The 25,403-nt window shown below is 67.7% G+C and carries 18 protein-coding genes; 15 read left to right on the forward strand and 3 right to left on the reverse strand.

The window, feature by feature from the left end; translation table 11 throughout:
• Positions 1–9: 9 nt before the first annotated feature.
• On the reverse strand, positions 10–459 hold the full coding sequence (gene rnhA, locus HTY53_RS13830) for a ribonuclease HI (RefSeq protein WP_174107168.1): 450 nt from the start codon (positions 457–459) through the stop codon (positions 10–12).
• Positions 460–596: 137 nt separating this feature from the next.
• Positions 597–1,400 carry a class I SAM-dependent methyltransferase gene (locus HTY53_RS13835; protein WP_174107170.1) on the reverse strand — a complete coding sequence of 268 codons (804 nt, stop codon included), beginning with the start codon at positions 1,398–1,400 and terminating at the stop codon, positions 597–599.
• Positions 1,401–1,410: 10 nt separating this feature from the next.
• Between HTY53_RS13835 and gloB the strand changes: the two genes are divergently transcribed.
• The 3 genes from gloB to HTY53_RS13850 all read left to right on the forward strand — a co-directional run bounded on the left by gloB (position 1,411) and on the right by HTY53_RS13850 (position 6,176).
• Positions 1,411–2,211 carry a hydroxyacylglutathione hydrolase gene (gene gloB, locus HTY53_RS13840; protein WP_174107172.1) on the forward strand — a complete coding sequence of 267 codons (801 nt, stop codon included), beginning with the start codon at positions 1,411–1,413 and terminating at the stop codon, positions 2,209–2,211.
• Between the two features lie 204 nt (positions 2,212–2,415).
• Positions 2,416–4,101, forward strand: coding sequence for a transglycosylase SLT domain-containing protein (locus HTY53_RS13845; RefSeq protein ID WP_174107174.1), 1,686 nt, complete (start codon positions 2,416–2,418; stop codon positions 4,099–4,101).
• Positions 4,102–4,283: 182 nt separating this feature from the next.
• Positions 4,284–6,176 carry a propionate--CoA ligase gene (locus tag HTY53_RS13850; protein ID WP_174107176.1) on the forward strand — a complete coding sequence of 631 codons (1,893 nt, stop codon included), beginning with the start codon at positions 4,284–4,286 and terminating at the stop codon, positions 6,174–6,176.
• 83 nt (positions 6,177–6,259) lie between these two features.
• Here HTY53_RS13850 and HTY53_RS13855 read toward each other — a convergent pair whose 3' ends face one another.
• Complete coding sequence (locus HTY53_RS13855) at positions 6,260–7,975, reverse strand: ShET2/EspL2 family type III secretion system effector toxin (protein WP_174107178.1); 1,716 nt, start codon at positions 7,973–7,975, stop codon at positions 6,260–6,262.
• A 127-nt stretch (positions 7,976–8,102) separates the two neighbouring features.
• On the opposite strand from HTY53_RS13855, the gene HTY53_RS13860 reads away from it, so the two are divergent.
• From HTY53_RS13860 to greA, 12 genes are all read left to right on the forward strand, one after another.
• Positions 8,103–10,628: a hypothetical protein gene (locus HTY53_RS13860; protein WP_174107180.1), complete on the forward strand. Its 2,526-nt coding sequence runs from the start codon at positions 8,103–8,105 to the stop codon at positions 10,626–10,628.
• A gap of 156 nt (positions 10,629–10,784) precedes the next feature.
• Positions 10,785–13,154, forward strand: a complete 2,370-nt coding sequence (locus HTY53_RS13865) for a bifunctional salicylyl-CoA 5-hydroxylase/oxidoreductase (protein ID WP_174107182.1) — start codon at positions 10,785–10,787, stop codon at positions 13,152–13,154.
• Complete coding sequence (locus tag HTY53_RS13870; RefSeq protein ID WP_174107184.1) at positions 13,151–13,957, forward strand: SDR family NAD(P)-dependent oxidoreductase; 807 nt, start codon at positions 13,151–13,153, stop codon at positions 13,955–13,957. Before HTY53_RS13865 ends, HTY53_RS13870 begins: the two co-directional genes overlap by 4 nt.
• Before the next feature lie 108 nt (positions 13,958–14,065).
• Positions 14,066–14,917, forward strand: a complete 852-nt coding sequence (locus HTY53_RS13875; RefSeq protein ID WP_174107186.1) for an enoyl-CoA hydratase family protein — start codon at positions 14,066–14,068, stop codon at positions 14,915–14,917.
• Positions 14,918–14,932: 15 nt separating this feature from the next.
• Positions 14,933–16,141, forward strand: coding sequence for an acyl-CoA dehydrogenase family protein (locus HTY53_RS13880; RefSeq protein WP_174107188.1), 1,209 nt, complete (start codon positions 14,933–14,935; stop codon positions 16,139–16,141).
• A gap of 44 nt (positions 16,142–16,185) precedes the next feature.
• A complete protein-coding gene (locus HTY53_RS13885) occupies positions 16,186–17,856 on the forward strand; it encodes an AMP-binding protein (protein ID WP_174107190.1) in 1,671 nt (556 codons plus the stop codon).
• A complete protein-coding gene (locus HTY53_RS13890) occupies positions 17,853–18,356 on the forward strand; it encodes an acyl-CoA thioesterase (RefSeq protein WP_174107192.1) in 504 nt (167 codons plus the stop codon). The genes HTY53_RS13885 and HTY53_RS13890 overlap by 4 nt, the downstream gene beginning before the upstream one ends.
• A gap of 90 nt (positions 18,357–18,446) precedes the next feature.
• Entirely contained in the window at positions 18,447–18,866 is a 420-nt protein-coding gene (locus HTY53_RS13895) for a RidA family protein (RefSeq protein WP_174107228.1), read from the forward strand.
• A 465-nt stretch (positions 18,867–19,331) separates the two neighbouring features.
• Entirely contained in the window at positions 19,332–20,468 is a 1,137-nt protein-coding gene (carA, locus tag HTY53_RS13900) for a glutamine-hydrolyzing carbamoyl-phosphate synthase small subunit (protein WP_064576072.1), read from the forward strand.
• An 81-nt stretch (positions 20,469–20,549) separates the two neighbouring features.
• Entirely contained in the window at positions 20,550–21,269 is a 720-nt protein-coding gene (gene leuE, locus HTY53_RS13905) for a leucine efflux protein LeuE (RefSeq protein WP_174107193.1), read from the forward strand.
• Positions 21,270–21,337: 68 nt separating this feature from the next.
• Positions 21,338–24,586 carry a carbamoyl-phosphate synthase large subunit gene (carB, locus tag HTY53_RS13910; RefSeq protein WP_174107195.1) on the forward strand — a complete coding sequence of 1,083 codons (3,249 nt, stop codon included), beginning with the start codon at positions 21,338–21,340 and terminating at the stop codon, positions 24,584–24,586.
• A gap of 321 nt (positions 24,587–24,907) precedes the next feature.
• Positions 24,908–25,384, forward strand: coding sequence for a transcription elongation factor GreA (gene greA, locus HTY53_RS13915; protein ID WP_174107197.1), 477 nt, complete (start codon positions 24,908–24,910; stop codon positions 25,382–25,384).
• Positions 25,385–25,403 lie beyond the last annotated feature (19 nt).

The following is a 25,403-nucleotide window of genomic DNA, read 5'->3' on the forward strand; positions in this document are numbered from 1 at the left end:
GCGGGCATTCTACTCAACCTGGGCGCCGGTGAGGGAGGCGACACCGCGATTCGCGAGTGCATCGGCTCGTTCGTTGCCCGGATGGCCGTTATGGCCGCGGACCCAGTGCCACGAGACATCGTGCTCGGCGGCCAGCGTGTCCAGCGTCTGCCACAGGTCGGCGTTCTTGACCGGCTTCTTCTCGGCCGTCTTCCAGCCGCGCGCCTTCCAGCCGCGGATCCATTCGGAGATGCCCTTCTGCACGTATTGGGAATCGGTCCAGACCTGCACCTTGCAGGGCCGCTTGAGCGCGCGCAGCGCCTCGATGACGGCGGTCAGCTCCATCCGGTTGTTGGTGGTATTGGCCTCGCCGCCGAACAGCTCCTTGACGTGGCCATTGGCAACCAGAACGGCGCCCCAGCCGCCGGGGCCGGGATTGCCCTTGCAGGCGCCATCGGAATAGATCGTGACTTCTTGCATCGATGAAGAGTGCGAACCGGTTCGGCGGATGTCGCCGCAGCCGGGTGTCCGCCGGGGCGGACGCGGTTGGATTCAGGCCGGACCAGGCATGGTCCGGCGGCAAGGGATGGAGCGGACGGGGCAGCTGCGCAGGCCGCTCACTTTTCTTCGTCGGGCGACTTGCCGTGCGTGCCGTTTGGCGTCGCGACGGGCGCGGCCACCGGCGCCAGCGCCGCCTTGGGCGTTTTCCAGGCGGGTCCGACCAGCCGGACGTTGCGCACGCGCTTGACCGCCGACAGCATATAGACCGCGCCGAAGATTGGCCACCACCGATCGCCCGCCTTCTCCATGAAGGCAGCGCGCTGCAGCCAGCGGTCGGTGCGGTAGGGCGGACAATAGCAGCCGAAGCGGCCGCGGATGATATCGAAGCCGAGCAGCTTGAGCCAGTCCTTGATGCGCACGAAGCCGATCGACTGGGCGTCGGTCGGCAGGAACGGGTCGGCGCCGAGCCGGTTCAGGCCCTGGCGCGCGCCCCACAGGCTCATCGGATTGAAGCAGGACACCACCACGCGGCCCTCGGGCATCAGCACGCGCGCGACCTCGCGCAGCACCTCGTGCGGGTCCTCGGAGAATTCGAGCACATGCGGCAGCGTGACCAGGTCGATGCTCTGTGTATCGAACGGGAGCTCGTCGAAGCGGCACAGCAGCTGGCTGCCGGGCGCGCTGCCCGTTTCCGCGGCACGGGGGCCGTGCGGGCCGCTGCGGGCGTCCAGCGCCAGCGCGCCGAAGGGCATGCGGTTCTCGCGCAGCGTGTCCAGCACCGGCAGCCCCAGCTGGACCGCGTGGTAGCCGAAGATATCGGCCACGGTGCGGTCGTACTGGCCTTCCTCCCAGCGCAGCATGTACTGGCCGGGCGCCGAGGCCAGCCAGTTTTCCCAATCTATAATCGGACGCTTGGACATAGGAGCACGCATGTTGAGGGTGGAGCCGATCCCCGCTTTCCAGGATAACTATATCTGGGCGATCGACGACGGCAATGCCGCCGCCGTGGTCGATCCGGGCGAGGCCGCGCCGGTACTCGCCTATCTGGCGCGGGCGGGGCTGGTCCTGGGCGCCATTGTAATCACCCACCACCATGGCGATCACCAGGGCGGCGTGGCGGAGTTGCTGGCGGCCTATCCGACGGGACCCGATGGCGAGCCGGTGCCGGTGATCGGTCCGGCCGCCGAGCGCATCGGCCATCGTACCCGTGCGGTGCGCGAGGGCGACGAGGTCGAACTGAAGGCACCGGCGCTGCGCCTGCGGGTGCTCGAGGTGCCGGGCCATACCGCCGGGCATATTGCCTACACCGGCGAATTGCCCGGCATCGGTCCGGTGGTGTTCTGCGGCGACACGATGTTTGCCAGCGGCTGCGGGCGCCTGTTCGAGGGCACGCCGGCCCAGATGCTGGCCTCGCTCGACAAGCTCGCGGCGCTGCCCGAGGCGACGCGGGTCTATTGCGCCCACGAGTATACGCGCAGCAATGTCCGCTTCGCCCGTGCGGTCGAACCCGACAACGCCGCGCTGGCGGCCTGGGATGCCCGCGTCGAGGCACTGCGCGCCGCTGGTGAACCGACCGTGCCGACCACCGTCGGCCACGAGCGCGCGGTCAACCCCTTCCTGCGTTCGCGCGAGCCGTCGGTGCGGCGGGCGCTTGCTCGGCAGGGCGCGACGGCGCAAGACGATGCCGCGGCGTTCGGCGCGCTGCGGGCCTGGAAGGATGGCTTTCGCTGACCTGACTGCCGCCGAGTTGCCGCGGGACCGCCGCCGTCGTTGCCGCCGTCGTTGCCGCCGTAGTGGCGCCGTCGTGGCGCCGTAGGGCGGCCGATCCGTGCGCGGGACCGCTCGCCCTTGGCGGAATGCGGAAAATCCGATTGACGCACGAGCCGCTTTGTCTTTAGCATCAGCCAATTTTTAGCGTCACGATCCGAGAACTTGATGAGAATTGGTCGATACCTGGCGGCCGTAGCCTGTGCGGCGCTGCTGGCGGCTTGTGCCAGCACGCCCGTCCCGCCTGATGAAGCCGGCACGGCCGGCTCGCCGACCGCCCTGGCCTCCGCCACCAAGCCCAAATCCGGCCTTCCCCCCACCGATCCGCTCAACTCGATCCACCTGCCGCCGACCATTGCGCGCGAGACCGCGCCGATCAATGTCGACGAAGACAGGATCGACTGGACGCTGGGCCAGTCGCAGGACATCTGGGTGCGCATCCGTCGCGGCTTTTCGATGCCGGACCTGGAAGGCACGCTGGTCGAGGACCGCACGCAGTGGTATGCGGCGCGGCCCGACTATATGGAGCGGATGATCGCGCGGTCGAGCAAATACCTGTACCACATCGTCGCCGAGCTCGAACGCCGCAACATGCCGACCGAGCTGGCGCTGCTGCCCTTCGTCGAGAGCGCGTTCAACCCGGAGGCGGTGTCGAGCGCGAAGGCCGCCGGCATGTGGCAGTTCATTCCGAGCACCGGCAAGCACTACAACCTGAAGCAGAACATGTTCCGCGACGAGCGCCGCGATGTGCTGGCCTCGACCGAAGCGGCGCTGGACTACCTGGGCCGGCTGCACGACATGTTCGGCGACTGGCATCTGGCGCTGGCCGCGTACAACTGGGGCGAGGGCGCGGTGTCGCGCGCGATCGCGCGCAACGAGGCGCGCGGGCTGCCGACCGACTACGCCAGCCTGACGATGCCCAACGAGACGCGCTACTACGTGCCGAAGCTGCAGGCGGTCAAGAACATCGTCAGCAACCCGGCCGCCTATGGCGTCACGCTGCCGCCGATTCCGGATCACCCGTATTTCGTCACGGTGACGACCTCGCGCGATATCGACGTGACGCTGGCCGCCAAGCTGGCCAACATGCCGCTGGAAGAATTCCGCGCGCTCAATCCCTCGTTCAACAAGCCGGTGATCCTGGGCGCGTCGAACCCGCAGATCCTGCTGCCGTTCGAGAACGCCGAGCGCTTCCAGTACAACCTGAACACCTATCGCGGCGGGCTGTCGAGCTGGACCGCGGTGACGGTGGACGGCCGCGAGCGGGTCGAATCGCTGGCGGCGCGGCTGAACGTCGATCCGGACACGCTGCGCGAGATCAACCGGATTCCGAAGGGCATGCGGCTCAAGCCCGGTTCGACCGTGATGATTCCCCGTTCGGGCCGCCACACCGAGGACATCAGCGCCAAGCTGGCGGAAAACGCGATTCTGGCGATGGAGCCCGACCTGCCCGAGGCGCGCCGGCTGGTGGTGCGCGCCGGCAAGCGGGATACGGTTGCCTCGGTGGCGCGCCGCTATGGCGTCTCGGTCAACCAGGTCCGGGCCTGGAACAAGCTGTCCGGCTCCAAGCTGGTGGCGGGGCAGAGCCTGGTGCTGAACGTGCCGGTCAAGCGTGCGCGGGCCATCGCCGAGCGCGACGACGAGGTGCGGGTGATCCGCGTGTCGGGCAAGGGCGGTCGCGCCGTCAGCGCCCGCCAGCGCGTGGTGGTCGAACCGCACGGCAAGGCGGTACGGGCATCATCCCGGGCGTCGGCCAAGCCCAGCGCGAAGGCGTCCGCCGGACGCGCCAGCGTCAAGGCGAGCACGAAGGCCAGCGCTGCACCCAAGGCCAAGGCGAAGGCCAAGGCCCGCTGAAGGGCGGCACCATCGGTAACAACGGGAAAGGGCATGCCGAGGGGCGTGCCCTTTTTCTTTGGTGCGGTCGGCCCGGCCGGCCCGGCGCGTGACCTTGTGGACATTGCGGATGGCGAAGCCGGTGCCGGTGGTGGCAAACTGGCGGTCCAACGATAACCGCCGCCCCAGCGGAGGAGACAGCAATGACCACCACCCGCGCCGTGCACGCGCGCTCCCTCGTCGATCCCGACGCCTTCTGGGCCGAGCAGGCCCGCCGCATCGACTGGCAGACCCCCTGCGAGCAGGTACTCGACTACAGCCGGCCGCCGTTCGCGCGCTGGTTCGTCGGCGGCCGCACCAATCTCTGCCATAACGCGGTCGACCGGCATCTGGCCAAACGGGCCGAGCAGCCGGCACTGGTCCATGTCTCGACCGAAACCGACCAGCGCCGCAGCTACAGCTATCGCGAGCTGCACGCCGAGGTCAACCGGATGGCCGCGGTGCTGCTGGCGCTGGGGGTGCGCCAGGGCGATCGCGTGCTGATCTATATGCCGATGATCCCCGAGGCGGTGTTCGCGATGCTGGCCTGCACGCGCATCGGCGCGGTGCATTCGGTGGTGTTTGGCGGCTTTGCCTCGGTCAGCCTGGCCGCGCGCATCGACGACGCCAGACCGCGCGTGGTGGTCAGCGCGGATGCCGGCTCGCGCGGGGGCAAGGTCGTGCCCTACAAGCCGCTGCTCGACGAGGCGCTGCGGCTGGCACAGAGCCCGCCCGAGAAGGTCCTGCTGGTCGACCGCGGCCTCGCGCCGATGGAGCGTGTTCCGGGCCGCGACGAGGACTATCTGGCCTGGCGCGAACGCGTCGGCGCGACGCAGGTGCCATGCGAATGGCTCGAATCGAGCGCGCCGTCGTACATCCTCTATACGTCGGGAACCACCGGCAAGCCCAAGGGCGTGCAGCGCGACACCGGCGGCTACGCGGTCGCGCTGGCCACGTCGATGGAGTACATCTTCTGCGCCAAGCCCGGCGACACGATGTTCTGCACCTCGGACATCGGCTGGGTGGTGGGCCACAGCTATATCGTCTACGGCCCGCTGCTGGCCGGCATGACCACGCTGCTGTACGAGGGCACGCCGGTGCGGCCCGATGCCGGCATCCTGTGGCAGCTGGTCGAGCAGTATCGCGTCAACGTGATGTTCAGCGCGCCGACCGCGATCCGCGTGCTGAAGAAGCAGGATCCCGCCTGGCTGACCCGCTACGACCTGTCGAGTCTGCGCATGCTGTTCCTGGCCGGCGAGCCGCTGGACGAACCGACCGCCAGCTGGATCCAGTCGGCCATCAACAAGCCCGTGGTCGACAACTACTGGCAGACCGAGACCGGCTGGCCGATCATCGCCCTGCAGCACGGCATCGAGGCGCTGCCCGCAAAGCTGGGCTCCCCTGGGCTGCCGGTGTACGGCTACGACGTGCGCATCGTCGACGAGCAGACCGGCGCCGAATGCGCGCCCGGGCAGAAGGGCGTGGTGGCGATCGAGGGGCCGTTGCCGCCGGGCTGCATGAGCACCGTCTGGGGCGACGACGAGCGCTTCGTCAAGACCTACTGGTCCGGCTTTCCCGACAGGCAGCGCTATTCGACCTTCGACTGGGGCGTGCGCGACGAGGACGGCTATCTGTTCATCCTCGGGCGCACCGACGACGTGCTGAACGTGGCAGGCCACCGGCTTGGCACGCGCGAGATCGAGGAAAGCATTGCCTCGCATCCTGCGGTGGCCGAGGTCGCGGTGGTGGGCGTCGCCGATCCGCTGAAGGGGCAGGTCGCGCTGGCGGTCTGCATCCTGCGCGACGCCGGGCGCGCCGCCACGCCGCAGGACCGCATGGCGCTCGAAGGCGAGATCATGCAGACGGTGGACCGCCAGCTCGGCGCGGTGGCGAGGCCGGCCCGCGTGGTGTTCGTCGGCGCCTTGCCGAAGACGCGCTCCGGCAAGCTGCTGCGACGCGCGATCCAGGCGGTGGCGGAAGGGCGCGATCCCGGCGACCTGACGACCATCGAGGATCCGTCGGCGCTGGCGCAGTTCCGGGAGGCGCTGCAGGGCTGAGGAGACCGGAACGCGGCCCCGCTGCGCGCGTTCCGGCCTTCCATTGCCGGCGATCGGCCGCCACGCGGCTCGGGCTCGGCTTGCTAGCCGACGGCCGCCGGTACACCGCTGGGTACGGGCGCATCATCGGCATCGCGAATGCCGGTGATCAGCGCCCTGACGATGAACGCCGGCGTCAGCAGCAGACGGGGTGCGAGCTCGTACAGCATCCCCCGCAACTTCTCGGCCGCCGATCGGGGAATCGGCGGCGCGCCGCGGTCGCATCGCGCCAACGGCGCAACGGGACGGAGCACCTGATAACGGGCCTGCAAGGGCAGCCTTGCCACGGACCCATGGAACCGTGCGATAACGTTCGCGTGCCCCGCCTGCGCCGCCGCTGCCAAGCCGCACTCACCTTCGCTCGAGTAAGCCATCAGCAATTGCGTGCGCAGCTCGACCGGCATGTCGTTCATGACTTGAAACACGTCTTCGAGGTCGTCGGCCCGGCCCGCCTTGCAGATCTCGTGGAGCGCGCTGCCGCCTCGGGCGTTGGCCGCCCGCATCAGCGGGTAGTGCCAGTAGTCGGGCAGCGTCTTCACCAGCTCCCAGTAGCGTTTGAACAATGTTGTCCTTCCCCGGATCAGCGCGGTGTAGAGGCCGGTCGTCCCGTTGGTATGGCGTGCCAGCAGCAGCTCGGCGCGTGTGTCGTCGTCCAGGCCTTGCAGCAGCGCGCCATACTCGGTCAAGGTCTGCGGATCACCGGATTGCATCGCGAAATACAGCGCCGGCGCCTTGTAATGGTCGGTGAGGCACCGTATTCGCTTCGCATCGGGCAGCGCCTGCAGGGCTTCGACGATACGACGCATGCCGTCGATGCAATCGAAACCGATCAGAAAGCACACCACCGCGGGGGACGGAAAGGGAATATCCCCGGACACCGGCCTGGGGCCCAGCGGCGGCAGCGTGGGGCCGCATCGCAGCGACTGCATTTCGTCTACGCCGATACTCAGCATCACCGCTGTATCGCCTCGGTCGCGCCCGTACCACGCCAGCGAGGCAGGCGTCAGGAAGCGAAGCGCCTCGATGGTCTCGACGTGGGACAGCTTCTCGTACTTGATGCGGCAGTGTGTCGCGGTTTGATTGGGATCGTAGAAGCTGATGCCATATGTCACCCGCTTCTCCCCGGCCGCCTGCTTGCGCTTCAGGCCAACCGCGCAGGCATGGGTATGAAGGAGCAGGCTGATGCCCCTGACGGTTTCGCCGCGGCGCGCCATCTTCCTGAACTCCCGGGCAAATTCCTTGCCCCAATCCTCGGGGTTGACGATCCGGATCTTGCATAACCGGTGGACCGCCACGTCCACCGCGCGAGCCGCCATGCCGACGTTTGCGCGGATGCCTTCCGGGCTGCGCAGGGTTTCGTAGTCGGGCTTGAAGCGGGGCGGCGTCAACAAGGACGCCAGCCAATGACCCGCAAGGCGTCCGCAGGTGACAGGTACCTCGTCGATCGCCGCGCGCACCGCGCCATTGAGCTTCACGCCTGCATCGCCGTCGCGGCATTGGTGGCAAATCTGCTTGAGGACGTCGCGTTGCAGGCGGTGTACCGTCTCCTGGATGGCGGGCAGCTGCGGATCAGGATCCGGAGACGATGAAGAGACTGCCAGATGGCCGTTTTGCACGGCAATCTGATAGTGCCGATCCCCCAGGACTAGCAGGCCTCTACCGAATCCGCACCACGGTCCGACATGGCAGGCGCGCAGGTCCTTCAGGTCCCGACATTCCACTGCCAGCGAAATGATCGGGGGGGCGAAGAGTTGTGGCATGGACACCTCCTCCAGGTTGGGAACGGGGAAGCGTATCGGTGCGCGAGGCGAGGCGGCGCGTGCGATGGCCTGAACGGGGCTGGCAGATTGCAGAAAGCGAAAGCTTCGTATTTGAACAGTAAGTAGGATGGACGACTCAACGACGCGCCTGCCGTCATTCGGCAAGAACGCGTCCGACGATTCCCTCTCTGACTCGCCCACTCCGTCGTCCGCCATGACTTTCTTCACCGCAGGAAGGCTGTCCGGCCTTGCTCCCACGTACTTCGACGCGGTTCTGAATACCAGGCTCGGCCTTGCTCACGGCAGGAATATCCTGTCCGTCCTGCTCCATCTCCACCACCGTTTCGTCGACAACGCAGAGAAGCTGACCGTCAATCATGCGGTTCTGTCGTTCGACGATATTGCTGCCGATGCATCGCTGTCGGCCGAGGGCAAGGGAGCACTGGTTCTGGAGCGCATTGCTGCCCGATTGACCGGCACTTTGGCGTGTCATGCCGATGAGCGCGCGGCCGCGGTCTGCGCGCGCGAGGTGGCGGCGCTGCTGGGCGATCGCGCCTTCCAGGAGCTGGAAACGGAAGCCCTGGCGCAGGCAACCGGCACAGGGCCGATGGAGCCCGACACGGCGGGGCTGACGCGGCGGCACGGCACCAATATCGCGCTCGACGGCGGCAGGATATCGATCCACAAGACCACCGATTGGATGCATCGAGACCCGCTCACGCAACGGGCCGTACTGACCTCGGATATCGTGTTGTCCCTGCAGCTCGAGCGGGCCGACAACGTTGTGGCGCAGGCGGCCGGCGTCATCCGCCGCAAACTCGGAGAGCAGGGCATCGCGAATCACTATCAGCTGACCGCGGCAGTCACCGGGTGCTGTCTTTCCAGCGACGACAGCTCGGTGCAGAAGGAACTGGATACCGTTCACGCCGGTTTCTGGGACAGGGTGAAAACGCTGCTGGAGCATCTGCTGGGCGTTGCCGGTATCTGCTTCCATCCGATCAAGCCGTGGCGAAAGCTGGAACTGCTGGAAACGCGGCCACGGGCGCTCAACGAAACGCTCCAGCCGCATGGCGCCTGCGGCCAGGGACAGCGGACTTGGCTCGAGGTCGGCCAGCCGACGCCGAAAGGGATCTGGCTGCGATCGCATCGTACCGATGGGTGGGGGCAAACGAAGCCCAATGCCAGCGTCGGCGTCGAGGTGGGCCACGAGGCGGCGACGAGGCAGGACGGGCTGCAGACGGTAGATGCCGCGCTTCGCGCGCTCGAGAGGGAACGGGCGAATGCGGCCCGGCATGCCGAGGCGCCACCCCAACCCCCGCTTCGGCCCCAGGCCGAAGGGCAGGCTCAAGCCGCAGCGGAGCCGGCAGCGGAGCATGCCGAAGCTGGTGCGCCACGGGCAGCGCAGTTCGCAGAAGCAGCACCGGCAACGCAGATTGCCGGCCCTGGCGTGCCTGTCCCGGAGCTCGTCCCGGCGACCGCGTCTTCTCATGCCCAGTTGACCGACGAGGAGGCTGCTGCGCTGACGCAGAATGCCTACTTCCGGCATCTCGCCACCCTCTATGGCGACGAGGCCGCCATGGCCGCCGTCGATGGCGCCCGCCTGCGTGCCGGCGAACTGCCGACGCCGGAGGAGATCGAGCGGATGGAACGGGTGGCCAGCAGCTTCAGCGGCGTGGGCAGCGCGAAGCAGCTGGCACACGTCCTGGTGGTCGACATATGGCCCCAGAATGTGCGGCATGGCAATTACGGGCATGCGGCCGCAACGATTCGCGGCCCGCGGGTGGTCGCCGACGGACCCTCGGGTCTACAGGCATGGCCGAAGACGCATCACAGCCTCTGGCCCGCCGAGCCGCCGCTGACCCTCCTGACATCGGTGGAGTCGTTCGTATCGCGGTCTTATCGGGCGGACAAGTACAACATGGTCTCGGATCGCGCTGCTGAAGGGCTGAGCAGCGGCGCCTATGATTTGCGGCCGGCGCAGAAGCTCTACACCGTCGGCGGGCAGACGCGGGCTGCCGTCAGTGCGAACAAGGTCTATCTGCCCTTGTTCGGCCAAAACGCGCTCGACGACCGCACCGCGGCTGCGCGTCCCTGCCTGTTCGGCCTGAGCGCCCGCCGCATGCGCGACCGATGGCAAGCCACCTCCCAGGCGGAGTTCCGGCTATGGAGCATGAAGAACAACTGTGCTGGATCCGTTCTCGCCATGCTGCGCGCCGGCGGAGCGCAAATCTTCGCCAGGAAACCGACCAACTACCGCGGCGGCATGTTGCCGACGGACGCGCAAAAGTACGCCGCCCAAGTGGCATCCGAGATCGATGGCTTGAATCAAAGGGCAGACAAGCTGATCGACATCTATCGCACGGAGTACAAGGGCAACGCCGACGTGTCCCTGGAAGAGGCGTGGCAGCACTATGTCGAACGCCACAACGACAAGCTGCAATCGCTCCTCACGCGGGCGGAGGTGCACTCCGACGATCCGTTGGTCTTGATGAAGGCGGCGCGCCGGCTGCTGAAGGAACGCGATCTCGAGAGGCGGCCCGACGCGCTGGGCGTACTTTGCGGCTTGCGCAACCGGATGTGCGAACTCAGCCAGGCAGACCGCGGTGCGACGTCCGCTCCGCCGGCCCTGGGCATGCTGAGCGGGCTGGCGTAGCGCATCGGGCCTGGTGTTGCTGTCGTGGCGGACGTCCGTCGGCCACGACATCGCACTTGCACCTCGCCCCGATTCGGCCTAATATTTTAGGCATAAAATATTTCGGCTTGCAGTAATGTGGCGCTTTCGGCGACACACCCGGGCGAGGAGACATAGATGCGCGTGCTATGCATTGGCGGCGGACCGGCCGGCCTCTACTTCGGCCTGCTGATGAAGCGGCAGGATCCACGCCACGAGGTGGTGGTGGTCGAGCGCAACCGGCCGTACGACACCTTCGGTTGGGGCGTGGTGTTCTCGGACGCCACCATGGAAAACCTGCGCGAGGCCGATCCGGAGAGCGCGCGCGAGATCGACGCGGCGTTCAATCACTGGGACGACATCGACATCCATTTCCGCGGCCGCACGATCCGTTCGAGCGGGCACGGCTTCATCGGCATCGGCCGCAAGCGGCTGCTGAACATCCTGCAGGCGCGCTGCGAAGCGCTCGGCGTGCAGCTGGTGTTCGAGACCGACGTGCAGGACGACCAGGCGCTGGCGGAGAAGTATGGCGCCGACCTGGTGATCGCCTCGGACGGCGTCAACAGCCGCGTGCGCACGCGCTACGCCGAGACCTTCGCGCCGGATATCGATACGCGGCAGTGCCGTTTCGTCTGGCTCGGCACAAAAAAGCGCTTCGACGCCTTCACCTTCGCCTTTGAGCAGACCGAGCACGGCTGGTTTCAGGCGCATGCCTACCGCTTCGACGACGACACCTCCACCTTTATCGTCGAGACGCCGGAATCGGTCTGGCGCGCCGCGGGCATCGAGCAGATGGACCAGCAGCAGGGCATCGCCTACTGCGAGCGGCTGTTCGCCAGGTATCTCGATGGGCAGCCGCTGATCAGCAATGCCACCCACCTGCGCGGCTCGGCCAATTGGATCCGCTTCAACCGCGTGATCTGCAACACCTGGGTGCACTGGAACACGCTAGCCGGCGGCCGCCGCGTGCCGGTAGTGCTGATGGGCGATGCCGCCCACACCGCGCACTTCTCGATCGGCTCGGGCACCAAGCTGGCGCTGGAAGATGCGATCGATCTGGCCGGCAATCTGCAGGGCATGACGCAGCCGGGCCCCGACGCGCTGGACGAGGCGTTGCGCCGCTACGAGGCCACGCGCAGCGTCGAGGTGCTGAAGATCCAGAACGCCGCGCGCAATTCCACCGAATGGTTCGAGAACGTCGAGCGCTATGCGCGGCTGGCGCCCGAGCAGTTCGCCTATTCGCTGCTGACGCGCTCGCAGCGCATCTCGCACGAGAACCTGCGGCTGCGCGACCGCACCTATGTCGAGAGCTACGAGCGCTGGCTGGCGCGCCAGGCCGGCGTGCCAGAGGAAAGCCTGCGCGTGCATGACGGTGCGCTGCCGCCGATGTTCACGCCGTATCGCGTGCGCGGCCTGACGCTGAAGAACCGCGTGGTGGTGTCCCCGATGGCGATGTATTCGTGCGTCGACGGCGTGCCGGGGGACTTCCATCTGGTGCATCTCGGCGCCCGCGCGCAGGGCGGCGCCGGCCTGGTGATGGCGGAGATGACCTGCGTCTCGCCCGACGCGCGAATCACGCCCGGATGTCCGGGCTTGTGGAACGACGCACAACGCGACGCCTGGCGGCGGATCGTCGATTTCGTGCATGCCGGCACCGGCGTGGCCAGCGGCGCGCGTATCGGCATGCAGCTGGGCCATGCCGGCCGCAAGGGCTCGACGCAGCTCGGCTGGCAGGCGATGGACCATCCACTGCCCGACGGCAACTGGCCGTTGATCTCCGCCTCGCCGCTGCCGTATCTGCCCGGCATCTCGCAGGTGCCGCGCGCGATGACGCGCGAGGACATGGACCGCGTGCGCGACGATTTCGTGGCCGCCACCCGGCGCGCCGCCGAGGCCGGTTTCGACTGGCTGGAGCTGCACTGCGCTCACGGCTATCTGCTGTCGTCGTTCATTTCGCCGCTGACCAACCAGCGCGACGACGAATACGGCGGCCCGCTGGCCAACCGGCTGCGCTACCCGCTCGAGGTGTTCGCCGCGGTGCGCGAGGTGTGGCCATCGCAGCGGCCGATGTCGGTCCGCATTTCGGCGCACGACTGGGTCGAGGGCGGCATCACGCCCGACGACGCGGTCGAGATCGCGCGCGCCTTCAAGGCGGCCGGCGCGGATCTGATCGACTGCTCGTCGGGGCAGGTCACGCCCGAGCAGAAGCCGGTCTATGGCCGCATGTACCAGACGCCGTTCGCCGATCGCATCCGCAACGAAGCCGGCATTCCGACCATCGCGGTCGGCGCGATCTCGGAGGCCGATCATGTCGACAGCATTATTGCCGCGGGCCGCGCCGACCTGTGTGCGATCGCGCGGCCCCATCTGGCCGATCCGGCGTGGACACTGCATCAGGCCGCGAAACTGGGCTTCCGCCCGGTCGACTGGCCGGTGCAGTACCAGGCCGGCAAGCGGCAACTGGAAACCAACTTCGAACGCGCCGCGGTGCTGGCGGGGGCACGATGAGCGCCGATCGTTCGTCGTTGCCGCTGCAGGGCCGCCACGCGCTCGTCACCGGCGGGGCGCGTGGCATTGGCGCGGCGATTGCCGCCCGGCTGCTGGCCGATGGCGCCAACGTGACGCTGCTGGGCCGCGACGGCGACGCGCTGGCGCGGGCGGCGGAACGGCTCGGGCATGACCATGCCGGTGCGCAGTTGCACACGGTGCAGGCGGACGTCAGCGATGCCGACAGCGTGGCCCATGCGTTCGAGGGGGCGGCGCAGGCGCTGGGTCCGATCGGCGTGCTCGTCAACAACGCCGGCCAGGCGCACAGCGCGCCGATTGCGAAGACCGATCTGGCGCTGTGGCGCCGCATGCTGGATGTGAATCTGACCGGCACCTTCCTGTGCACGCAGGCGGCGCTGCCGCCGATGCGCGAAGCAGGCTGGGGGCGCGTGGTCAACGTCGCCAGCACCGCGGCGCTGACCGGCTACGCGTACGTGACGGCCTACTGCGCCGCCAAGCACGGCGTGCTCGGCCTGACGCGCGCGCTGGCGCTCGAACTGGCGCGCAGCGGCGTCACGGTCAATGCCGTGTGCCCCGGCTATACCGATACCGACATCGTGCGCGAGGCGGTCGCCAATATCGTCGGCAAGACCGGCCGCACCGAGGAGCAGGCGCGGGCGGAACTGGCCGGCCGCAATCCGCAGCGACGGCTGGTGGATCCCGACGAAGTGGCCGACGCGGTGGCCTGGCTGTGCCGGCCGTCGGCGAGCGCGATCACGGGTCAGGCGATCGCGGTGGCCGGCGGCGAGGTGATGGCCGGCTGAACGGGATTTCGGCGAGAACGAACCGCCAACGGCGAACCGACACATCGACACATCGACACATCGACACATCGACACATCGACACATCGACACATCGACGAGAGAACCAGATGAACGAGATCGCACTGGACATGCGCCACCACAAGCGCGGCTTCGCGGACTTCGCGCCGCGCCACTTCCTGTGGTCGGTATCCGATGACGGCAAGGTCGGCACCGTGACGCTGAACCGCCCCGAGCGCAAGAATCCGCTGACCTTCGACGCCTACGCGGAATTGCGCGATCTGTTCCGCGCGCTGGTCTACGCCAGCGACATCAAGGCGGTGGTGGTGCAGGGCGCAGGCGGCAACTTCTGCTCGGGCGGCGACGTGCACGAGATCATCGGCCCACTGACGAAGATGGCGATGCCCGAGCTGCTCGACTTCACGCGCATGACCGGCGATCTGGTCAAGGCAATGCGTGCGTGTCCGCAGCCGATCATCGCGGCGGTCGATGGCGTCTGCGCCGGCGCGGGCGCGATGATCGCGCTCGCCTCCGACATGCGGCTGGCCACCGAGTCGGCGCGCACGGCCTTCCTGTTCGTGCGGGTCGGCCTTGCCGGCGCCGACATGGGCGCCTGCACGCTGCTGCCGCGAATGATCGGGCAGGGGCGCGCCAGCGAACTGCTCTATACCGGCCGCGCGATGAGCGCGCAGGAGGGGCTGCAATGGGGCTTCTTCAACGCGCTGCACGCGCCCGAGCGGCTGGGCGACGAGGCCGCCGCGCTGGCCGCACAGCTTGCCGCGGGCCCGACCTTCGCGCATGGCGTCACCAAGAAGCTGCTGCACCAGGAATGGAACATGGGGCTCGACGAGGCCATCGAGGCCGAGGCGCAGGCCCAGGCGATCTGCATGCAGACCGGCGACTTCCGCCGCGCCTACGAGGCCTTCGTCGCCAAGGCCAAGCCGGTGTTTGAAGGCAACTGAGCGAGGGAAATCGACATGACCGGCTGGCAAGACGATCTGGCGCTGCCATTCTTCGACGATGCGCATCGCACGCTGGCGCGCGAGCTCGACGCCTGGTGCGCGCGTTCACTGTCGGCGCAGCCGCATGCGCCCGGCGCCGATGTCGACGCGGACTGCCGGGCGCTGGTGCGGCAGCTTGGCGAGGCCGGCTGGCTGCGCTACTGCGTGCCGCGCGCCTACGGCGGCGCGCTCGACCAGCTCGACTCGCGCGCGCTGTGCCTGCTGCGCGAGACGCTGGCGCGCCATGACGGGCTGGCCGACTTCGCCTTCGCGATGCAGGGGCTGGGTTCGGGCGCGATCACGCTGGCGGGCGACGAGCCGCTGCGGCAGCGCTATCTGCCGCGCGTCGCGCGGGGCGAGGCGATCGCTGCCTTCGCGCTGTCCGAGCCGGAGGCCGGCTCGGATGTCGCCGCGATGCAGTGCACGGCGACGCTGGACGGCGACCACTACGTGCTCGACGGCGTCAAGACCTGGATCTCGAACGGCGGCATCGCCGACTTCTACTGCGTGTTCGCGCGTACCGGCGAAGCACCGGGCGCGCGCGGCATCACGGCCTTCGTCGTCGATGCCGATACGCCGGGCCTGCAGATCGCCGAGCGCATCGACGTGATGGCGCCGCATCCGCTCGCGACGCTGCGCTTCGACGGCTGCCGCGTGCCCGTGGCGCAGCGGCTCGGCGAGCCGGGGCAAGGCTTCAAGCTGGCGATGATGACGCTCGACATCTTCCGCGCCTCGGTGGCGGCCGCCGCGCTGGGCTTCGGCCGCGCGGCGCTGGACGAGGCGATTGCGCGCGCCACCGCGCGATCGATGTTCGGCGGCAAGCTGGCCGACCTGCAGCTGACGCAGGCCGCGCTCGGCGAGATGGCGACCGCGCTGGACGCGGCCGCGCTGTTGACATGGCGCGCGGCGTGGCTGCGCGACACGCATGCGGGCGGTAGTCCGGGCCGCGGTCAGGGCCGCACCACGCGCGAGGCCGCAATGGCCAAGATGACCGCCACCGAGAACGCCCAGATGGTGATCGATCGCGCGGTGCAGCTGTTCGGCGGACTTGGCGTGCGCATCGGCAGCCGGGTCGAGAGCCTGTACCGGGAAATCCGGTCGCTGCGCATCTACGAGGGCGCCACCGAAGTGCAGAAGCTCATCGTCGCGCGCGAAACGCTGGCCGCGCGGCAACCGCGGTCCTGACCGCGCGCTCCACAGAACGAGCGCCGCCCATCAAGGAGACAGCCATGGCGAGCACAGCCCATATCGATACCTTCGCTCAGGACCGCCTGCCGCCGCGCGAGGCGTGGCCGGTGTTCCTGTTCAACGAGGACACGCGTTACCCCGAGCGGCTCAATGCGGCCGTCGAACTGGTCGATCGCCATGTGCGCGAAGGTCGCGGCGAACGCACCGCGATCCGCTATCCCGATACCGGCAGCGCGGGCGGCTTCGCCACCGTCAGCTATGCCGAGCTGGCCGCGCTGACCAACCGCATCGCGCGCGTGCTGACCGAGGACATGGGGCTGGTGCCCGGCAACCGCATCCTGCTGCGCGGCCCGAACAATCTGATGATGGCCGCGAGCCTGCTGGCGACGCTGAAGGCCGGCCTGATCGCGGTGCCGACCATGCCGCTGCTGCGCGCGCGCGAGCTGAAGCAGGTGATCGACCGCGCCGAGGTCGGCGCCGCGCTGTGCGACGCGCGGCTGCGCGAAGAGCTCGATGCGAACATGCGCGAAGGCGGCGAGTTTCACTGCCCGACGATGCGGCAGGTGCTGTGCTTCAACGGCAGCGGCCCGGGCTCGCTCGAAGCAGCGCTGGAAGGCAAGCCCGACGACTTCGCCGCCTGCGATACGGCCAGCGACGATATCTGCCTGATCGCCTTCACCAGCGGCACCACGGGCCAGCCCAAGGGCACCGTGCATTTCCATCGCGACGTGCTCGCAATGTGCGATCTGTTCCCGCGGCACGTATTGCGGCCGACGCCGGACGACGTGTTCTGCGGCACGCCGCCGCTGGCCTTTACCTTCGGCCTCGGCGGGCTGCTGTGCTTCCCGCTGCGGATCGGCGCCTCGACGGTGCTGGCCGAGAAGCTGACGCCGGAAACGCTGCTGGGCCTGATCCAGGACGCGCGCGCAACCATCGTCTTCACCGCGCCGACCTTCTATCGCCAGATGGCCGCGGCGGCGGGGCGCTACGACCTGTCCAGCCTGAAGAAGAGCGTGTCGGCCGGCGAGGCGCTGCCCGATGCGACGCGGCAGAGCTGGAAGGCGGCCACCGGCATCGAGATGACCGACGGTATCGGCGGCACCGAGATGATGCACATCTTCATCTCGAGCGCCGGCGACGAGGTGCGGCCCGGCGCGATCGGCAAGGTGGTGCCCGGCTATGTCGCGCGCATCGTCGACGAGAACATGCAGACGCTGCCGCCCGGCGTGCCTGGCAAGCTGGCGGTGCAGGGACCGACCGGCTGCCGCTACCTCGACGATCCGCGCCAGGCCAACTACGTGCGCGACGGCTGGAACCTGCCCGGCGATACCTTCGTGATGGACGCCGACGGCTACTACTTCTATCAGGCGCGCTCGGACGACATGATCGTCTCGGCAGGCTACAACATTGCCGGTCCCGAGGTCGAGGCCGCGCTGATGCAGCACGAGGCCGTGGCCGAATGCGGCGTCGTCGGTGCGCCCGACGACGGGCGCGGCCAGGTGGTGGCCGCCTATGTGGTGCTGCGTCCCGGCTTTGAGGGCGACGATGCGATGCGCGTGACGCTGCAGGAGCACGTCAAGCGGCAAATCGCGCCGTACAAGTATCCACGCCGCATCCACTTCGTCGACGCGCTGCCGCGCACCGAGACCGGCAAGCTGCAGCGCTTCCGGCTGCGGCAGATGGCCGAGCAAAACGGGGTTCCCACGTCATGACGGCGGCGGCGACCTTCCGCAACACGGTGCGGGTGCGCTTCAAGGATTGCGATGCCGCCGGCATCGTGTTCTTTCCGCGCTATTTCGAGATGCTGAACGATCTGGTCGAGGACTGGTTTCGCGAGGCGCTCGACTGGCCGTTCGAACGGATGCATGGCGCCGACCGCGCCGGCGTGCCGACCGCCGACCTGCAATGCCGCTTCGTCGCGCCGAGCCGGATGGGCGAGGTGCTGACGCGCGAGCTGGCGGTGACGCGGCTGGGCAGTTCGAGCTGCACGCTGCGGGTGCGTTTTCTCGGCGCGGAACACGACGGGCGGGCGGACCTGCGCGTCGAGTTCGGCCAGCGCCTGGTCTGCGTCGATACCGCGCGCATCGCGCCGCGACCCTTTCCCGCGCCGGTGCGCGAGGCGATGGCCCGCTTCCTCGACGAGGCGCCCGCCGCCGCATCGGCCGCAGCGGTCACCTCGGCCACCGCGGCCTCTACTTCTTTGAGTTCCTGACGAGTCCAAGCTATGAACGATATCGTGGCGCCCACCGCCAAATCCCCGACTACCGCGCCCACCGCCACCGCCGCGCAGCGGGGCCAGCCGATGGCCGTGCTGCAACCGCCGGACTGGGCCGCGCCGCGCGGCTATGCCAACGGCATCCTGACCGAGTTCCAGGCCGGCAGCCGGCTGATCTTCGTCGGCGGCCAGATCGGCTGGAACGGCCAATGCGCGTTCGAAACCGACGACTTCGCCGAGCAGACCGCCCAGGCGCTGCGCAATGTGGTGGCCATCCTGGAGCAGGGCGGCGCGCGGCCCGAACATATCGCCCGCATGACCTGGTATGTGAAAGACAAGGCCGAATACGTCGCCGCCTATCCGGCGATCGGCAAGCACTACCGCGAGATCATCGGCCGCCACTTCCCGGCGATGACCGCGGTCCAGGTCGCGGATCTGATCGAACCGCGTGCCCGGGTCGAGATCGAGGTCACCGCGGTGGTGCCGCCGGCTGCGTCAATGTCCTGAACGCCCGCCCACCGATGGTGGTCTCCTCTCCCGCTTGCGGCAGAGGGCGGGGAGAGGAGGCAGCGATCGCAGTGACTGCAACGTCTCGCAAATCCGCTGCTATTCCCTCTCCCCCAACCGCTTTCCCGGGGAGTAGTCCACGGGCAAACCGCAAGGGCCCGGCATACGCAAGTCCTTGAAAACTTGAGAAATTGGCCGGCGTGAGGTAGAATCCGAAAGTTTCGCTTTCAGAACCCTTCACCCTAGCGCCAACCGCATTCCACCTTCCGCCGCCCTGACCGCTGCCCTGCGGATTCGCCCCGGAGCGCCGTGCCGATCGCCGTCGACACCCCGCCTCGCCCATGCCGAATCCCGCGCAGCCCGGCCCGACCGTCCCGGCGCACCGCCGGCGCGCTCGCCGTCAGATTCGGGGCACGAGGCGTCGAGAGAGGTCGGTCACGGGGTGAATCCAGCAGGAGCCTACCCGTGTTACCGTCTTTTCCGCCCGCCATCCTTGCGCTAGCAGACGGCACGGTCTTTCGTGGCTATTCCATCGGCGCCTCCGGCCATACCATCGGCGAAGTGGTGTTCAACACCGCGCTGACCGGTTACCAGGAAATCCTCACCGACCCGAGCTATTCGCGGCAGATCGTCACGCTGACGTATCCGCATATCGGCAATGTCGGCGTCAATTCCGAGGATGTCGAAGCCACCAAAGTCCATGCCGCCGGCCTGATCATCAAGGATCTGCCGCTGCTCGCCTCGAACTTCCGCAAGCAACACACGCTGCCGCACTACCTGAAGCAGGAGAAGGTGCCCGCCATCGCCGGCATCGATACCCGCAAGCTGACCCGCATCCTGCGCGAAAAGGGCGCGCAGAACGGCTGCATCCTGGCCGGCGAGGACAATGCGCAGAAGGCCATCGACCTGGCACGCTCGTTCCCGGGCCTGGCCGGCATGGACCTGGCCAAGGTCGTGTCGGTCAAGGAGCCGTACGAGTGGAACCAGACCGAGTGGGCGCTGGAACGCGGCTACGGCAAGCTGGAAAACCCGCGCTTCCACGTGGTGGCGTTCGACTACGGCGTCAAGTTCAACATCCTGCGGATGCTGGCCCAGCGTGGCTGCCGCATCACGGTGCTGCCGGCGCAATCGACCGCCGCCGACGCGCTCGCCTACAAGCCGGACGGCATCTTCCTGGCCAACGGCCCGGGCGATCCCGAGCCGTGCGACTACGCGATCCGCGCCACGCAGGAATTCCTGCAGCGCGGCATCCCGACGTTCGGCATCTGCCTGGGCCACCAGATCATGGGCCTGGCCGTCGGTGCGAAGACCGTCAAGATGCCGACCGGCCACCACGGCGCCAACCATCCGGTCAAGGACCTGGACGACGGCCGCGTGGTGATCACCTCGCAGAACCACGGTTTCGCGGTTGACGCCGCCACGCTGCCGGCCAACGCCCGCGTGACGCACGTCTCGCTGTTCGACGGCACGCTGCAGGGCTTCGCGCTGAACGACAAGCCGGCCTTCTGCTTCCAGGGTCACCCGGAAGCGTCGCCCGGCCCGCACGACGTGGCCTATCTGTTCGACCGCTTCACGAAGCTGATGGAGGAGGCCCGCCAGTAAGGCGGACCTCGACATCGAGACCGGACGAGACCGGACCGAGACGCGGACGACGCCCCGAGACGACGACACAGGATCGCGACCATGAACGCCCTGATGCACGCTACCTTCGGCATTACCGACTTCTGGACCTACCTGCTGGGCACGATCTTCATCGTGCTGCTGCCGGGGCCGAATTCGATGTACGTGCTGTCGGTCGCCGCCCAGCGGGGCGTGCGCGCCGGCTATCGCGGCGCCTGCGGCGTGTTCCTCGGCGATGCCATCCTGATGGTGCTGTCGGCGGCCGGCGTGGCCTCGCTGCTCAAGGCCAGCCCGGGGCTGTTCTACGTGATCAAGTACATCGGCGCAGCCTATCTGGCGTGGATCGGCTTCCAGATGCTGCGCGGCGCGCTGCGCAGCTGGACCGGCAACGGCAAAGGCACGCAAGGCGCCGCGGCCGCCGCGGCGGGGCAGGTCGAGGGCGAGGGACAGGTTCAGGCGCAGGTGCAGGTCACCGACCCGACCAACCCGTTCCGCAAGGCGTTGCTGATCAGCCTGCTGAACCCCAAGGCCATCCTGTTCTTCGTCTCGTTCTTCATCCAGTTCGTCGATCCGCAGTATGCCTATCCGGTGCTGTCGTTCGCCGCGCTGGGACTGGTCTGCCAGATCTGCAGCTTCGCGTACCTGACCGCCATCATCTTCGTCGGCGCGAAGCTGGCCGAGGCCTTCCGCCGCCGGCGCAGGCTGTCGGCCGGCATGGCGAGCGGCGTGGGCGCGATGTTTATCGGCTTCGGCGCCAAGCTGGCGACGGCCACCCTGAACTGAATATTGATATCCGGCAAGGTGCGCCTGCTCGCCAGCGAGCGCGGACCGGCCGACAAAGAGAGCGTGCAATGCCAAAACGCACAGACATCCAGAGCATCCTGATCATCGGCGCGGGCCCCATCATCATCGGCCAGGCCTGCGAGTTCGACTATTCCGGCGCGCAGGCGTGCAAGGCGCTGCGCGAGGAAGGCTTCAAGGTCATCCTGGTCAATTCGAACCCGGCGACCATCATGACCGACCCGAACACCGCCGATGTGACCTACATCGAGCCCATCACGTGGGAGGTGGTCGAGCGCATCATCGCCAAGGAGCGTCCCGATGCGATCCTGCCGACCATGGGCGGCCAGACCGCGCTGAACTGCGCGCTCGACCTGCACCGCCACGGCGTGCTCGACAAGTACAAGGTCGAGCTGATCGGCGCCTCGCCCGAGGCGATCGACAAGGCCGAGGATCGCCAGAAGTTCAAGGACGCGATGACCAAGATCGGCCTCGGTTCGGCCAAGTCCGGCATCGCCCATTCGATGGAAGAAGCGCTGGCCGTGCAGTCGCAGATCGCGCGCGAGACCGACACCAGCGGCTATCCGATCGTGATCCGTCCGTCCTTCACGCTGGGCGGCACCGGCGGCGGCATCGCCTACAACCGCGAAGAGTTCGAAGAGATCTGCAAGCGCGGCCTGGACCTGTCGCCGACCCGCGAGCTGCTGATCGAGGAATCGCTGCTGGGCTGGAAAGAGTACGAGATGGAAGTGGTCCGCGACAAGAAGGACAACTGCATCATCGTCTGCTCGATCGAGAACCTGGACCCGATGGGCATCCACACCGGCGATTCGATCACCGTCGCGCCGGCGCAGACCCTGACCGACAAGGAATACCAGCTGCTGCGCAACGCCTCGCTGGCGGTGCTGCGCGAGATCGGCGTCGATACCGGCGGCTCCAACGTGCAGTTCTCGATCAATCCGAAGGACGGCCGGATGATCGTGATCGAGATGAACCCGCGCGTGTCGCGTTCGTCGGCGCTGGCGTCGAAGGCGACCGGCTTCCCGATCGCCAAGGTCGCGGCCAAGCTGGCGGTCGGCTACACGCTGGACGAGCTGAAGAACGAGATCACCGGCGGCCAGACCCCGGCGTCGTTCGAGCCGTCGATCGACTACGTGGTCACCAAGGTGCCGCGCTTTGCCTTCGAGAAATTCCCGCAGGCCGACAGCCACCTGACCACGCAGATGAAGTCGGTGGGCGAGGTGATGGCCATGGGCCGCACGTTCCAGGAGTCGTTCCAGAAGGCGCTGCGCGGCCTCGAGGTCGGCGTCGACGGGCTGGACGAGAAGTCGACCGACCGCGACGAGATCGTCGAGGAGATCGGCGAGCCGGGTCCGGACCGGATCTGGTACGTCGGCGATGCGTTCCGCCTCGGCATGTCGCTCGAGCAGGTTTACGCCGAGACCGATATCGATCCGTGGTTCCTGGCCCAGATCGAGGACATCGTCAAGACCGAGGCGCAGGTCAAGGCGCGCACGCTGGACAGCCTGTCGGCCGCCGAGCTGCGCTATCTGAAGCAGAAGGGCTTCTCCGACCGGCGCCTGGCTCGGCTGATGAAGACCGACGCCAAGGCCGTGCGCGAGGCGCGTCTGGCCCACAACGTGCGTCCGGTCTACAAGCGCGTCGATACCTGCGCGGCCGAGTTCGCCACCAACACCGCCTACATGTATTCGACCTACGAGGCCGAGCATGGCGAGTGCGAGGCCAACCCGACCGACAAGCGCAAGATCATGGTGCTGGGCGGCGGCCCGAACCGGATCGGCCAGGGCATCGAGTTCGACTACTGCTGCGTGCACGCGGCGCTCGCGCTGCGCGAGGATGGCTACGAGACCATCATGGTCAACTGCAACCCGGAGACCGTGTCGACCGACTACGACACCTCCGACCGCCTGTACTTCGAGCCGCTGACGCTCGAGGACGTGCTCGAGATCGTCGACAAGGAAAAGCCGGTCGGCGTGATCGTGCAGTACGGCGGCCAGACCCCGCTGAAGCTGGCGCTGGATCTGGAGGCCAACGGCGTGCCCATCATCGGCACCAGCCCCGACATGATCGATGCGGCCGAGGACCGCGAGCGCTTCCAGAAGCTGCTGCAGGAGCTGGGTCTGCGCCAGCCGCCGAACCGCACCGCGCGCGCCGAGGACGAGGCGCTGAAGCTTGCCGAGGAGATCGGTTATCCGCTGGTGGTGCGCCCGTCCTACGTGCTGGGCGGCCGCGCGATGGAGATCGTCCATGAGCCGCGCGACCTCGAGCGCTATATGCGCGAGGCCGTCAAGGTCTCGAACGACTCGCCGGTGCTGCTGGACCGCTTCCTCAACGATGCGATCGAGTGCGACGTCGATGCGCTGTGCGATGGCAAGCGCGTCTTCATCGGCGGCGTGATGGAACACATCGAGCAGGCGGGCGTTCACTCGGGCGATTCGGCGTGTTCGCTGCCGCCGTACTCGCTGTCTCAGGCGACCGTCGATGAACTGAAGCGCCAGACCGCCGCGATGGCCAAGGCGCTGAACGTGGTCGGCCTGATGAACGTCCAGTTCGCGATCCAGCAGAAGGACGGCCAGGACATCGTCTACGTGCTCGAAGTGAACCCGCGCGCCTCGCGCACGGTGCCGTACGTGTCCAAGGCCACCGGCCTGTCGCTGGCGAAGATCGCTGCGCGCTGCATGGCAGGCCAGTCGCTGGACGAGCAGGGCGTTGGCGCCGAGGTGGTGCCGCCGTACTACAGCGTCAAGGAAGCGGTGTTCCCGTTCAACAAGTTCCCTGGCGTCGATCCGGTGCTCGGACCCGAGATGCGTTCGACCGGCGAGGTGATGGGCGTGGGCAAGACTTTCGGCGAGGCCCTGTTCAAGAGCCAGCTGGCGGCCGGTTCGCGCCTGCCCGAACGCGGCACCGTGCTGCTGACCGTCAAGGACAGCGACAAGCCGCACGCGGTCAGCGTCGCCCGCATGCTGCACGACATGGGCTACCCGCTGGTGGCCACGCGCGGCACCGCGTCCGCGATCGAGGCGGCCGGCATTCCGGTGCGCGTCGTCAACAAGGTCAAGGACGGCCGCCCGCATATCGTCGACATGCTCAAGAACGGCGAGCTCGCGCTGGTGTTCACCACGGTGGACGAGACCCGCACCGCGATCGCCGATTCGCGCTCGATCCGGATCTCGGCGCTGGCCAACCGGGTGCCGTACTACACGACCATCGCCGGTGCCCGCGCCGCGGTCGAAGGGCTGAAGCAGATGCAGAATCTGGAGGTCTACGACCTGCAGAGCCTGCACGCGTCGCTGGCCTGATTCTGGCCCGGAGCCGGGGCGAAGTTCGGCCGCCGGGTCCGGGTGCACCGGACCCCCGCGTCCGCCGGTGTTGATGCCGGCGGACGTCTTGTCCTAAACTAACGGGAATTTCGGCGGCCCAGCCGGCCGAAACAAGCCATACAAGGCAATAAAAGGCAATACGAGGCAGTACGAGGCAACACCGGTATTGCCAAGCATTACCGAACATTCCCTGGTAGTCACCAACGAACCTAAAAGCCGCGGTTGAGCGGAGGTGTGCCGGCAAGACCGCTGCGTACATCGCCCGCTGCGCTGCGGCTCATTTTTTTGCCTGACGAAGACATGAGCACCATTCCGATTACCAAGCGCGGCGCAGAACTCCTGAAAGCGGAGCTGCAACGCCTGAAGGCTGTCGAACGTCCCGCGGTGATCAATGCCATCGCCGAGGCGCGTGCGCAGGGCGATCTGTCGGAGAACGCGGAATACGACGCCGCCAAGGAAAAGCAGGCCTTTATCGAAGGCCGCATCCAGGAAGTCGAGGCCAAGCTGTCGGCCGCGCAGATCATCGATCCGACCCAGCTCGATACCGATGGCCGCATCGTGTTCGGCGCCACCGTCGACCTGGAAGACCTGGAATCGGGCAAATCGGTCCGCTATCAGATCGTCGGCGAGGATGAAGCCGATCTGGAAAGCGGCAAGATTTCGGTCAGCTCGCCGATCGCGCGAGCGCTGATCGGCAAGTTCGAAGGCGATGTGGCGACCGTGCTGGCCCCCGGCGGCGAGCGCGAGTACGAAGTCATCACCGTCCGCTATATCTGAGGCGGCGGCGCCGTGGTCT

Origin of the sequence: Cupriavidus gilardii, assembly GCF_013314895.1 — a bacterium.
Taxonomy (GTDB): Bacteria; Pseudomonadota; Gammaproteobacteria; order Burkholderiales; family Burkholderiaceae; genus Cupriavidus; species Cupriavidus gilardii_C.

Excerpts from the sequence above, each read along its gene's own strand:
- rnhA (WP_174107168.1), bottom strand. The coding sequence starts at position 459 with ATGCAAGAAGTCACGATCTATTCCGATGGCGCCTGCAAGGGCAATCCC.
- HTY53_RS13835 (WP_174107170.1), bottom strand. The coding sequence starts at position 1,400 with ATGTCCAAGCGTCCGATTATAGATTGGGAAAACTGGCTGGCCTCGGCG.
- gloB (WP_174107172.1), top strand. The coding sequence starts at position 1,411 with ATGTTGAGGGTGGAGCCGATCCCCGCTTTCCAGGATAACTATATCTGG.
- HTY53_RS13845 (WP_174107174.1), top strand. The coding sequence starts at position 2,416 with ATGAGAATTGGTCGATACCTGGCGGCCGTAGCCTGTGCGGCGCTGCTG.
- HTY53_RS13850 (WP_174107176.1), top strand. The coding sequence starts at position 4,284 with ATGACCACCACCCGCGCCGTGCACGCGCGCTCCCTCGTCGATCCCGAC.
- HTY53_RS13855 (WP_174107178.1), bottom strand. The coding sequence starts at position 7,975 with ATGCCACAACTCTTCGCCCCCCCGATCATTTCGCTGGCAGTGGAATGT.
- HTY53_RS13860 (WP_174107180.1), top strand. The coding sequence starts at position 8,103 with ATGGACGACTCAACGACGCGCCTGCCGTCATTCGGCAAGAACGCGTCC.
- HTY53_RS13865 (WP_174107182.1), top strand. The coding sequence starts at position 10,785 with ATGCGCGTGCTATGCATTGGCGGCGGACCGGCCGGCCTCTACTTCGGC.
- HTY53_RS13870 (WP_174107184.1), top strand. The coding sequence starts at position 13,151 with ATGAGCGCCGATCGTTCGTCGTTGCCGCTGCAGGGCCGCCACGCGCTC.
- HTY53_RS13875 (WP_174107186.1), top strand. The coding sequence starts at position 14,066 with ATGAACGAGATCGCACTGGACATGCGCCACCACAAGCGCGGCTTCGCG.
- HTY53_RS13880 (WP_174107188.1), top strand. The coding sequence starts at position 14,933 with ATGACCGGCTGGCAAGACGATCTGGCGCTGCCATTCTTCGACGATGCG.
- HTY53_RS13885 (WP_174107190.1), top strand. The coding sequence starts at position 16,186 with ATGGCGAGCACAGCCCATATCGATACCTTCGCTCAGGACCGCCTGCCG.
- HTY53_RS13890 (WP_174107192.1), top strand. The coding sequence starts at position 17,853 with ATGACGGCGGCGGCGACCTTCCGCAACACGGTGCGGGTGCGCTTCAAG.
- HTY53_RS13895 (WP_174107228.1), top strand. The coding sequence starts at position 18,447 with ATGGCCGTGCTGCAACCGCCGGACTGGGCCGCGCCGCGCGGCTATGCC.
- leuE (WP_174107193.1), top strand. The coding sequence starts at position 20,550 with ATGAACGCCCTGATGCACGCTACCTTCGGCATTACCGACTTCTGGACC.
- carB (WP_174107195.1), top strand. The coding sequence starts at position 21,338 with ATGCCAAAACGCACAGACATCCAGAGCATCCTGATCATCGGCGCGGGC.
- greA (WP_174107197.1), top strand. The coding sequence starts at position 24,908 with ATGAGCACCATTCCGATTACCAAGCGCGGCGCAGAACTCCTGAAAGCG.